Here is a 10,624-nt window from a genome sequence, read left to right as displayed (position 1 = left end):
TTAACATAATGAGACTTATGTTAACTTCCTACGTAAACTAAATCATAAATTAACCTTGTTATAAGCAGCATTTACTGCTTTTTCCTCAATCCCTAGATAGTGGTGGGTAGTTTTGACCGATTCGTGCTTATATTTAGCCTGAATGATAGAAATACTGATACCTTCCTGATGGGCATGATACCCCCAAGTTTTTCGTAAAGTATGAGTTCCAATCGCTTTTTCGACAATTTTCACCTTGCGACACCATTTACGTACTAGCTTATAAGCTTGAACCCGACTGATGGACTTGCTGTAATCATAGGTGTTATGAATAACATAATTCCCCAGTTTTCTTTCAACAAGTGTCTTTTCCAATAATAATTCAATTGCCTTTCTTGCTGACTGATTAATCTTAATCGTATTTCTTTTTCCGGTCTTTTGTTCAATTATTTCAAAGCTGTTTTTAATTTCTCTATCTGAATTAACTACATCCTTAATCTTTAACCGCAACAAATCACCAATTCGTAGACCAAAATTAATACCACAAACAAATAAAGTATAATCCCGCCACTTTCTTTTTTGTAACAGCATCTCTTTTATTTCTCCTATCTTCTTTTTACTTCTAATCGGTTCTACCCTATTCCCCATTCTATCTCTCCTTTGTAATTATTTGAATCTTTTTGTTTTTATCTAGTTCGCAAGATTAAAAAATTCAAGCACTAGAAATTTATTCAAATTTAAAATATAAAGTTCTACTAAATATTTTCAAAAGCAATCCTATAGTAATAAAAATTTTACAGTTTTTTTAGGAAATCAAAAGATCTCCGCTACTTGAGCGAAGATCAATAATAGGTGTATAACTAACCTTCTTTTTAATATCAAACCTTTTTCCTTTATAGCTTACATTCTCTTTAGCTGGAACATCCTCAGCCCCACAAGACTTTGCTATATTTTCTACTGTCATCCCCCAAGAAGTAACAATTGAACGAGTAATTCTCTGATATAAATAAAATAATATAACTTCCTCAGCTTGTTCAAACTTTAGTGCCCTAATCAAAAAAGGGTTAATATCTATTATATTTAGATCTAATTCCTTTATTTGCAGTTGTATTTCCTATACCATTAACCTTTTTTAGTTGCTCTTGTATAAAGTTATACTCCCTATCACTCAACAAGCTCTTCTACCTCCATTCCTTAACCTTTCTTAATAATAATTATATAAATAACACCCCTTTACCTTCCTACCTCTAAAAATAAGACTTTTATTTATTAAAAGAGTAGTATTTAAGATATTTAACTCAATAATACTTGAAGGCTATCCCTTATTTTCTATATTATTTCTAAGCATATAAAGTTAATTTTTAATTTTAACTTTATTTAAATTTAATTCTGATATACAATAATACTAATGAAAGGAGCGATCTTATGAAAAAAGCTGTTCTTTACGCTCGTGTCAGCACAACTAAACAATCAGAACAAGGTGTCAGTATAGAAGCTCAGCTAAATCAACTTAAGGACTATGCAGCTGCCAATGGCTATCAAGTTGTCAAAGAGTATGTCGATCGAGGAGAATCAGCCAAAACTTCTGACCGCCCCGCTTTCCAGGAAATGATCTCTGATATTAAATCTGATCCTGATACTTATAATGCCGTACTGATCCATAAGACCGATCGATTCGCTCGTAATCGTGAAGATTCTATAGTCTATAAGTCTCTATTAAGAAGGGATTGTGATGTTGATGTAATCAGCATCAAAGAGGACTTTGGTGATGGAGCAGTCGGCAAGATGGTCGAAGGAATTATGGAAGTTGTCGCAGAGTTTTATAGCGACAACCTAGCTAAAGAAGTCGAAAAGGGCCAATACCACATCGCTAAACAAGGAAAAGCTGTAGGTAAAGCTCCAATAGGTTATAAGATTGGAGAAGATGGTAAATATAGAATAGATCAAGAAAAATCTAAAATAGTCAAACGGATATTCCAAAAGTACATTAATGGCCAAGGTACTGCTTCAATTGCACTAGACTTCAATAGGCATACTCATAAATTCAAAGATGAAAGAAACTGGTCTGATGTTGCAATCAATAATATATTGAAAAATGAAGCTTATACAGGAGTATTCACCTGGCAGGATGTAAGAATTGAGAACAACCACCCTGCTATTATCTCTAGAGAAGATTTTGAGCTAGTCCAGGAGTTATTACAAAAGAGAAAGAAAAAAAGAAGCTCCAAAAAATACGGCACTTACTTACTCCAAGGGGTAGCCCGTTGTTATGAGTGTGGTGGAAAAATGCACAGAAATTTTTCTAACCAAAAATTAGCCAATGGTAAAAGAAAGAGGTATGTCTATCTTAGATGCACTACTTATTCAAAGGATAGAACCTGCTATGTCAATCATCATCGGATGGAAGATATCGAAGATGCTGTTATACAAGCCATAGATAAAGTTTCTAAGGGGTTTGTCCCATTAGATGATATAGAAATAGCAAAGACAAACCAAACCGATATTTCGTCCAAATACGAAGGAATAAAAGAGAGATTAGAGGATATAGATAGTCGATTTGATAAACAAATGGAAGCATTTGAAGCTGGTGTGATTAATTTGGAACAACTGAAGAAGTATCAAGTAAGACTTGAGCAAGAAAAAGAACAACTACAAAACCAAATTAAAGAACTGGAAGGTAAATTAAATGATGAGATAGATAAGGACTTATTCATTAAGAAAGTCAAAGATGTTAAAGATACACTAGTTAGCGATAATGTAAGCATCCAACAAAAAAAGAACGCCCTTCACTCTATCGTAAAAGAGATCAAGATCAGCAAAAAGCAAGAGTTGATCGAAATACTCTATAAATTTTAAACTGTATGTAACTAATGTTTGTCATAATACTAACTTTGTATTCTCAAATTTTTTCACAATATGAGCTACTAACCTCATATTATGTTCAATTAAAACATTTTTAGCGTCTGACTCCCCATTTTTTAACTTTTCTAAGTATATTTTTTCTTCTTCTTTATCTAAAGGTTGAGGAAAAATCGTCCCATTAGAAATGTAAGAAACCAATAACAAAAGCCCATCCATCAAATTAGAACTTAAATGAATAAAAAAAGAAGGCACCACTGACCAATCACCCCCCACATTGAAACCACTCTCTATTTATATCTATATGAGGTAATTGAACCTATTGTGCCTGTCCTGATTATTTATTTCTCTTCAACAAAAACAAAGAGGCTGTATTGCAGGTGCTAATTACAATGAACTAAATTTTTCACAACATTAATTAAAGAGCTAAAATTAATAAAAAAAGAAAAGTGATTCATTTTTCACTACTCAATCAATTCTTTTTTGATCCAAACTGATATAGAAAACCAACTAATATAAATAAGGAAAGGTAATACAATATTACTGTAATTCCATTTAAAAATATTAAGATTAACTAGTATATTAGAAAAGAAAGTCGAATATGCAGCTGCAGTTACCATATAAATATTTCTAAATGTTTTATTATCCGGCATAAAATAAAAAAACATTATAAACCAAATGGTCCAAGCTAAAATCGGGAAAAAAGGCATTCCTTTAAGACCAAATGGCCCGTAATTAATGTAATCAAGAACTCCAAGAAAATGAGAATAAAATAAAATAGCTAGAAAATCACCTATTCCTCCAAAAACAACACCATGAAATACTAATTCCCTGATTGATTCTCTTGGTACAAGAATAAAAAGAATTAAAGCTAAAATTCCAGTGTATATCGGATACACGAAATAAGTTGGCATTTTTTCACCCTTTTATTGATTATTTGAAGTCTAATATATCTATTATTTTTTACAAATGATTTATTATTATACCAAGTTAAAGTTTTTTTACTGAGGCTTATTCCCATATTATATACTAACAACCTTTAAATAGCCTCTTCTTACTTCCTTTAAAATTTAAAGGTAATAAGATATTCACGAAATCTATTTCAATAATATCGAGTTAGGCGAAATAGTGCTACAGTGCTAAGATAATATATATATAAAAGTAAAACTTTTAAGAGGATTATTTTTTTACCAATGAATTTAATAGTTGACAAACTAATTTAGTGTGTTATAATTTAATTAAGTGTTCACTTAATTAAATTATAAGGAGGTAATTTTCAATGTGTGATTCTAAATGTGAGCATCCTGAAAGATTAAAAGGTAAGCCTAGTGAATGTTCTCCTGAACAGATAAAAAAGTGTCATGGTGAAGAAAAAGAGCATTCTTGTAAGTCAGAGTAAAAATTCATTTAGGGTCTGCTTATATAAGCAGACCCTAAATTATTATGTTAAGGGAAAGACAATATTTTTAACGACTCATAATATTAATGAAGCAAATAGTCTTTGTAATAAGATTGCTATAATCAACAAAGGAAAAATTGCTGCTATTAATACTCCTGAAAATTTAAAATGAACTATTAAAAACAATCAATCTATTAGAGTTAGCTTTGATAGAAATACTGCTTTAAATTTAAAGACTGGAATATGGTTAATAAAGTGAAAAAAGAAAGAGATAAATATAAAATTTATACAGACAATCCAGATAAATTAACCAATTTAGCCCGAAACCATAAAACTAAAATTAAGTCAATCAACACTTTAGATCCTAATTTAGAAGATATATTTATAAAATTAACAGAAGGAGATAAGTCATGAGAAGTAGAATAATTAAATTAAAGCTAAAAAGAATATAAGGGAAAGTATAATAATAAGACTTAGAAATGAATGGAGGTAGATAATTTGGAAAAAATAGTTTTAGATTTAAAAGCAATCGCGGATACAAATAGATTAAAAATATTATCGTTATTATTAAATAAGCAACATTGTGTAAAATCTTTAGCTAAAAAATTAGATATTTCTGAGTCTTCAGTTTCTCAACATTTAAAAAAATTACGAGAAGCTGGATTTGTAATTGGAGAAAAAAAAGGATATTGGGTACACTATTCTGCTAAGAATAAAAAATTAATTAATTTATCTGATAATTTAAAACAGCTTTCTGTGTATATGAGTTCAAAAAATGGTCACTGTTGTAATGAAAAAGAATAGAATAACGCCTCCTAAACTATTACTTGTTGGGGGCTTTTTTATTAAACCGTAGCACTACTTCACCTAACAGCAAGTTAACGGTGTGCTTTGTTGTAATTTGAAGAGAATCACCTAAAACTGACAAACATTTTAGAACTAAAAAATTTAACTAATCAAAAAATAAAGAGATAACGTCTTAAAGGGTTAGAGTTGATACTCCATCTCGCTTTGTCGACTGCCATCTTTCATACTAACTGAAAATACAGTTAAGTAATCAGCCTCCGAAGGAATATCAATTAATTCTATTTCAAAACTCCCCCAGTGCGGACCAGCAATAGAAGCAGTTGTGCCGCCCTCTTTTAAAACTTGACCGTCTTCAGTCTCTAAAGCATAACTAACATGGGCTTCAAAAACCCGGGCCAACCCTGAAACTCTGAGTTCATTATCTTGTGACTCAAACTCAATAACTTTAATATCCCTATTTCTAGCGGTAAAAATTTCTTCTGGTAATCGAATAACCTCATCTTTCAGTATATAATTGGGGTTAGTAAAACCATTATATTCAACAATTTCTTCTAAATCAAGATTATGCCTTTGAGTTAACTTCCAAAGGCTATCATTAGGAAGAGCAATATAATAATCAAGCTTATCATCATTTATATTAATCTTAACCTCTTCCCCAACCAATAAATTAGTAGGCTCTACTTCTGAATTTAATTCTTGTAAGGTATCCAAATCAACTTTAAACCGCTGCGAAAGCTCATACAATGTATCTCCAGGTTGAATAATATAGCGAAAATAATTACCTCCCGAAATTTCTATCTCATAATAAGCCCGTCCTAAAGTGTTAGCTTGTACTTGTACTGGAATCGAAAGAAAAGTCACCAATAAAATAATAATAATTCCTCTTTTTTTCTGCATTTAATTACCTCCATTACTTCTGTTTAATAATAGTATGCATCCTGCCTTCGACTATTATTTAATTTTAATATTTTATTTTATGGGTTTTTAGTATATTTATATTAATCCCCTTCTAGACTTTAGTACTATCATTCGAGGTAATTGAGCCTATTGTGCCTATCAAGATCATTTATTCCTCTTCAATAATCTCCAAAGAAACTTTATTCTGTAAATCATTCAATATTTTTAAAAGATCATCCTTAGTACCTTCAGTAAACTCCAATTTCAACCTTCCAATCTCCCCTTCTGTTCCTACCACAGTAACCATTGCTAAACCTTCATAAGCCTTTAATATCTTATCAACAAAAGCCAATTCTTTTTTTACTATTTTAACTTCCATAGTTTGGGTATCCACTTTAATCTATCCTTCCCGCTCTCGCCTGACTAAATCATATTTATTGACGGATTGATTTACCTTGACTGTAATTAATTGATGTGGATGAGGAGCAGTTTCAATCTCCTGGCCATCTTCATCCTTGATCTGATCTATCACTTCGACAAAAGTATCGGTCTCAGGGCCAAAGATCTCTACTTGATCCCCTTGAAAAAATTTATTTCTGACCTCAATTACCGCTTCTTCTGTCTGAGGAAGATAATCACGAACAATCCCCATAAAATCATAATCTCTAGAATAACCAGAAGATCTATAATTTTGCTCCTTACCACTAGGCTTACCAAAATAAAACCCAGTAGTATAGTGCCGATGGCTGATCTTCTTTAATTCTGTCAGCCATTCAGGATTAAATTGATAATTCTCTGGATCTTTTTTATACTCATCCAATGCTCTCCGATATACATTAGCAACTGTAGCTACATAATGTAAGCTCTTCATCCTTCCCTCAACCTTTAAACTATCTACCCCAGTAGCAATCAATTCAGGTAGATGCTCGATCATGCATAGATCTTTAGAATTAAAAATATATGTTCCCTGTTCATCCTCATAAATAGGATAATATTGACCAGGGCGTTCTTCCTCCATCAAAGTATACTTCCAACGACAAGAATGGGCACATTCTCCTCGATTAGCATCACGATCGATCATATAATTACTTAATAAACAGCGTCCTGAATAGGAGATACACATCGCTCCATGCATAAATACCTCTAAAGAAAGATCAACCCTCTCTTCAATCTTCTTAATCTCTTCTAAAGACAACTCCCGGGCCAAGATAACCCTATCCGCTCCTTGGTCTTTCCAAAATTTAACGTTTGCCCAATTGGTATTGTTAGCTTGCGTGCTAATATGTACTTCTAAATCAGAAGCTACCTCCTTAACGATTGAAAAGACTCCTGAATCTGCTACAATGACAGCATCTATCCCTAACTCTTGTAACTGTTCAATATATTCAGGCAAACCGATCAAATCATCATTATGGGGAATAATATTGACCGTAACATAGACCTTTACCCCCTCTTGATGAGCAAATCCAATCCCTTCTTCTAACTCTTCGATAGAAAAATTTCCTGCCTTCTTACGTAATCCATAATCTTCTCCTCCTACATAAACGGCATCTGCTCCATATAAGACTGCCATCTTTAACTTTTCTAAATTGCCTGCTGGAACCAACAATTCTGGTATTTCCACTTATATTTCCTCCCTCTTGACACTAATTGCTACTCCATCTCCTAATGGAATTATCGATGAACTTAATTGCTGATGATTCATAATTCGCTCTACATATTCTCTTAACCTTTTAACTAAAGTACTATAACGTGGATGATAAAAGCGATCATCAGCAATCATCCCTTTAAATAAAACATCATCTGCTATAATCAAACCTCCATCTGTAACTAAATTAAGACTTTCTTCTAAAAAATTAAGATACTGCCCTTTAGCTGCATCGATAAAGATCAAATCAAACTTACCACTTAATTGGGGCATAATCTCCAGTGCATCTCCAACCATCAGTTCAATCTTATTATAACCAAGCCGCTTAAAGTTTTGCTCTGCTTGCCGAGCATCAGCTTCCTTTAACTCGATCGTTACAATCTCTTCCCCCTTAAACTCTTTAGCCAACCACAAAGTAGAATATCCAGTAGCAGCCCCTAATTCTAAGATTCTACGAGGAGCATTAATCTGGACTAGCAAACTCAATAAATTTCCAACTTCTGGCTCAATAATCGGTATATTCCTTGCTTTAGCTTCTGCTTCAATCTCTTTTAACTCTTCTGGTAGTGCTTGTTGTTCTTCTCTTAAATAATCAATAATCCATTCCTGTAAGATATTACTCATTAATACCACCCTTATTAAATTATCAACCTTCAATTATTATTCCCTTTAACAGCTTAATTATTTAATCCTCGTTGTACTTCTAAATGCTCTTGATAAGTTCTAGTAAATTCATGATAGCCCCCAGTCGTTGCCACATAATATAAATAATCTGTCTCAGCAGGATTTAAAGCAGATCTCATAGCTGATAAACTAGGATTATTAATTGGCCCTGGCGGTAAATCAGAAATCTTATAAGTATTATATGGTGAATCTACTTCTAAATCCCTATATAATAACCTCGACTTATGCTCAGGTAAACTATATTGAACTGTAGCATCTAACTGCAACCTCATTCCTATCTCTAGTCGATTATAAATCACACTAGCAATCAAAGGTTCTTCACTTGCTACCTTTCTTTCTCCTTCGATCAAAGATGCAATAGTTACTATCTCATACAAGTCATAATCACTATCCTCTATCTGCTCCTCTAAAAAATTGACCTGTCTCTTAAATTCATTGACCATAATCCTAATCACATCACGCTCAGAACTTCCATAAGGAATCCGATAAGTATTAGGATATAAAAAACCTTCCAAATTATACTTGACATCATCCCGCTCTGGTAAAAAATCTAGCTTTTTATGTCGGGCCAACCCCAAAAACTTGTCCCGATCAACCCCCTCTCTAGCCAACAAATCTGCAATCTGTTCAACCCTAGCTCCTTCAAAGACGGTAATAGTGTAATCAGCAGTTTCCCCTCTAACCAACTTATCGATAATTTCAGGGGTCGACATTCCCGAATTTAATTTATAATGACCAGCTTGTACACCCGTTGATAAATCCTTAACTCTCAAATAGATTCTAAAAATGAAAGGACTCCGAATTAAACCTTTCTGATATAGCATCTTTCCAATTCTATTGATTGAAGTATTTGGTTCAATTTCAACTAATTTATCTGTTTGAGTTAAATTATAATCTACAGGCTCTAATAACTGCCGCCCATAATTAAACAAAGCAAAATTAATTAAAACTAATACTAATAATAGAAGAATCCCTGTTCTTTTTAAAACTTTAGCAACTATCATCTGTCACATCCCTTCATCTCTATTTCTCCCTTATTATAAACAATATTTTAAGATTTCGCAAATGATAAAAACTTCGTCCCCTATATCATATACGTCAACTTGATACATAATTTTCTAATCACCTTGCTTTTTATTGATATATAGTGGCACTTTGCCACTATATATCAGTGTACAGTTTACAGTTGACGGTTGACAGTTAAAACCATTAAAAACTTAAATCAAAATCACTATAAACCTGCCAACATAAGGCATTTCAAAGGTCTTAATTTTTTAAGGTTTTGATCTTAACTGTAAACTGTAAACCGTACACTGTCAACTCAATTATGTGTCACTGGAAGTGACACATAATTGTAATAAAGCTTTACTTCAATACCCCTATAATTAAATTAGGCATCCTGAACCCCATCGAGTTCAGAATGCCTAGTCAAAACCTTTAATAATCATGCTATTTCTTCAAGCCGAGTACCGTCTTTAATATGTATATTAGAACGGTCTATAACAGTGATGACTACCGCTTTAAAATCTCTTACCTCAATAATTACAGCCAAATTATTTTCTTGATCAACAATCGCAATCTCTTCTCCAGTATCATTATACTTTAATAATTTCTGATCCAAGCTCAAAATAATTGCTGTAACCAACTCTTTTTCTATCTCTCTTTCTTCCATTCTTTCTAAAGCATGAGTCGTACTCTCTATTCTAAAGTACCTATCATCTAAAAAAGTTTCTGTTAGTAACATATAAATCCCCCTTTCATTTGAATTTCTATTATCAGTATTGACTATTTTCACAGGTTTTATACCTGAATTCAAAAAAGAAGGGGGAAAACAAAAAAATCACTGCTGGCTTTCAGTTAGTTCTTGTTGTAATTTAACTAGCTCATCTTCATCTACCACTGGTTGATAGGCTTTATTACCTTCTTGATCTTCAACAACCTTTAAAGCATATCCTTCCCCAGTATCATTATCATCCTCATGGAGTAAGATTAAATAAGTTTCATCTTTAACATCTAATACAGTTACTATTTCATATTCTCTTTGCTCCCCATCATGCTCTTCTAATAAAACAATACCTTCTTCTTCGTCTACCACTTTGATTCTACCTTCATTTTCCATTTTTAATCATCACCTCTTTGTTATTGATAGCTTAAGTTTGAGATTAAGTCAATCCAAAAATATAAGGGTTTATTACTTACTTAACCTTAGACTTAAACTTAAACTCAATCCTACATTGTAAATTTGCTTCCTACTCTCTCCTCCGAGTCCTGCGAACTCTCCGTAGATGTAAAAATCCTTCTACGGATTTTTAATTACCCTTTGTTACTTAAGTTTAATTGTACATTGGCAA

At 32.5% G+C, this 10,624-nt stretch carries 14 protein-coding genes; 3 read left to right on the top strand and 11 right to left on the bottom strand.

Features of this window, described 5'->3' with window-relative positions; all coding sequences use genetic code 11:
- Positions 1-42: 42 nt before the first annotated feature.
- Entirely contained in the window at positions 43-627 is a 585-nt protein-coding gene (locus MWH25_RS11795) for a tyrosine-type recombinase/integrase (protein WP_248627851.1), read from the bottom strand.
- A 157-nt stretch (positions 628-784) separates the two neighbouring features.
- The gene (locus MWH25_RS11790) at positions 785-1,036 is read right to left on the bottom strand and encodes a PDDEXK family nuclease (RefSeq protein WP_248627850.1); all 252 of its coding nucleotides are present in this window, start codon (positions 1,034-1,036) and stop codon (positions 785-787) included.
- A 368-nt stretch (positions 1,037-1,404) separates the two neighbouring features.
- On the opposite strand from MWH25_RS11790, the gene MWH25_RS11785 reads away from it, so the two are divergent.
- A complete protein-coding gene (locus MWH25_RS11785; RefSeq protein WP_248627849.1) occupies positions 1,405-2,835 on the top strand; it encodes a recombinase family protein in 1,431 nt (476 codons plus the stop codon).
- A 21-nt stretch (positions 2,836-2,856) separates the two neighbouring features.
- Here MWH25_RS11785 and MWH25_RS11780 read toward each other — a convergent pair whose 3' ends face one another.
- Both MWH25_RS11780 and MWH25_RS11775 read right to left on the bottom strand, forming a co-directional pair.
- Positions 2,857-3,057, bottom strand: coding sequence for a hypothetical protein (locus MWH25_RS11780; protein ID WP_248627848.1), 201 nt, complete (start codon positions 3,055-3,057; stop codon positions 2,857-2,859).
- Positions 3,058-3,302: 245 nt separating this feature from the next.
- Entirely contained in the window at positions 3,303-3,752 is a 450-nt protein-coding gene (locus tag MWH25_RS11775) for a hypothetical protein (protein WP_248627847.1), read from the bottom strand.
- Positions 3,753-4,480: 728 nt separating this feature from the next.
- Between MWH25_RS11775 and MWH25_RS11770 the strand changes: the two genes are divergently transcribed.
- Positions 4,481-4,651 carry a hypothetical protein gene (locus MWH25_RS11770; protein ID WP_248627846.1) on the top strand — a complete coding sequence of 57 codons (171 nt, stop codon included), beginning with the start codon at positions 4,481-4,483 and terminating at the stop codon, positions 4,649-4,651.
- Between the two features lie 84 nt (positions 4,652-4,735).
- Positions 4,736-5,041, top strand: coding sequence for an ArsR/SmtB family transcription factor (locus MWH25_RS11765; RefSeq protein ID WP_248627845.1), 306 nt, complete (start codon positions 4,736-4,738; stop codon positions 5,039-5,041).
- A gap of 183 nt (positions 5,042-5,224) precedes the next feature.
- Here the strand turns inward: MWH25_RS11765 and MWH25_RS11760 are convergent, their stop codons facing one another.
- From MWH25_RS11760 to MWH25_RS11730, 7 genes are all read right to left on the bottom strand, one after another.
- Positions 5,225-5,941, bottom strand: coding sequence for a LysM peptidoglycan-binding domain-containing protein (locus MWH25_RS11760; RefSeq protein WP_248627844.1), 717 nt, complete (start codon positions 5,939-5,941; stop codon positions 5,225-5,227).
- A gap of 169 nt (positions 5,942-6,110) precedes the next feature.
- Positions 6,111-6,335: a DUF4911 domain-containing protein gene (locus tag MWH25_RS11755; RefSeq protein WP_248627843.1), complete on the bottom strand. Its 225-nt coding sequence runs from the start codon at positions 6,333-6,335 to the stop codon at positions 6,111-6,113.
- Positions 6,336-6,341: 6 nt separating this feature from the next.
- Positions 6,342-7,565 (bottom strand): peptidase U32 family protein, encoded by a 1,224-nt coding sequence (locus MWH25_RS11750; RefSeq protein ID WP_248627842.1) that lies wholly within the window; start codon positions 7,563-7,565, stop codon positions 6,342-6,344.
- On the bottom strand, positions 7,566-8,213 hold the full coding sequence (locus MWH25_RS11745) for an O-methyltransferase (protein WP_248627841.1): 648 nt from the start codon (positions 8,211-8,213) through the stop codon (positions 7,566-7,568).
- A 53-nt stretch (positions 8,214-8,266) separates the two neighbouring features.
- Positions 8,267-9,277 carry an endolytic transglycosylase MltG gene (gene mltG / locus MWH25_RS11740; protein ID WP_248627840.1) on the bottom strand — a complete coding sequence of 337 codons (1,011 nt, stop codon included), beginning with the start codon at positions 9,275-9,277 and terminating at the stop codon, positions 8,267-8,269.
- A gap of 440 nt (positions 9,278-9,717) precedes the next feature.
- Positions 9,718-10,017, bottom strand: coding sequence for a DUF4258 domain-containing protein (locus MWH25_RS11735; protein ID WP_248627839.1), 300 nt, complete (start codon positions 10,015-10,017; stop codon positions 9,718-9,720).
- Positions 10,018-10,113: 96 nt separating this feature from the next.
- A complete protein-coding gene (locus MWH25_RS11730; protein ID WP_248627838.1) occupies positions 10,114-10,392 on the bottom strand; it encodes a DUF1292 domain-containing protein in 279 nt (92 codons plus the stop codon).
- Positions 10,393-10,624: the final 232 nt, after the last annotated feature.

The organism is Natroniella acetigena, from assembly GCF_023227745.1.
Taxonomy (GTDB): Bacteria; Bacillota; Halanaerobiia; order Halobacteroidales; family Halobacteroidaceae; genus Natroniella; species Natroniella acetigena.
Note: the sequence above shows the minus strand (reverse complement) of the source record. Positions and strands in the feature narration are given on the sequence as shown.

What these genes read in the sequence shown, in the direction of transcription:
- MWH25_RS11795 (WP_248627851.1), bottom strand. Translation starts at nt 627, where the DNA reads ATGGGGAATAGGGTAGAACCGATTAGAAGTAAAAAGAAGATAGGAGAA.
- MWH25_RS11785 (WP_248627849.1), top strand. Translation starts at nt 1,405, where the DNA reads ATGAAAAAAGCTGTTCTTTACGCTCGTGTCAGCACAACTAAACAATCA.
- MWH25_RS11780 (WP_248627848.1), bottom strand. Translation starts at nt 3,057, where the DNA reads ATGGATGGGCTTTTGTTATTGGTTTCTTACATTTCTAATGGGACGATT.
- MWH25_RS11775 (WP_248627847.1), bottom strand. Translation starts at nt 3,752, where the DNA reads ATGCCAACTTATTTCGTGTATCCGATATACACTGGAATTTTAGCTTTA.
- MWH25_RS11770 (WP_248627846.1), top strand. Translation starts at nt 4,481, where the DNA reads ATGGTTAATAAAGTGAAAAAAGAAAGAGATAAATATAAAATTTATACA.
- MWH25_RS11760 (WP_248627844.1), bottom strand. Translation starts at nt 5,941, where the DNA reads ATGCAGAAAAAAAGAGGAATTATTATTATTTTATTGGTGACTTTTCTT.
- MWH25_RS11745 (WP_248627841.1), bottom strand. Translation starts at nt 8,213, where the DNA reads ATGAGTAATATCTTACAGGAATGGATTATTGATTATTTAAGAGAAGAA.
- mltG (WP_248627840.1), bottom strand. Translation starts at nt 9,277, where the DNA reads ATGATAGTTGCTAAAGTTTTAAAAAGAACAGGGATTCTTCTATTATTA.
- MWH25_RS11735 (WP_248627839.1), bottom strand. Translation starts at nt 10,017, where the DNA reads ATGTTACTAACAGAAACTTTTTTAGATGATAGGTACTTTAGAATAGAG.
- MWH25_RS11730 (WP_248627838.1), bottom strand. Translation starts at nt 10,392, where the DNA reads ATGGAAAATGAAGGTAGAATCAAAGTGGTAGACGAAGAAGAAGGTATT.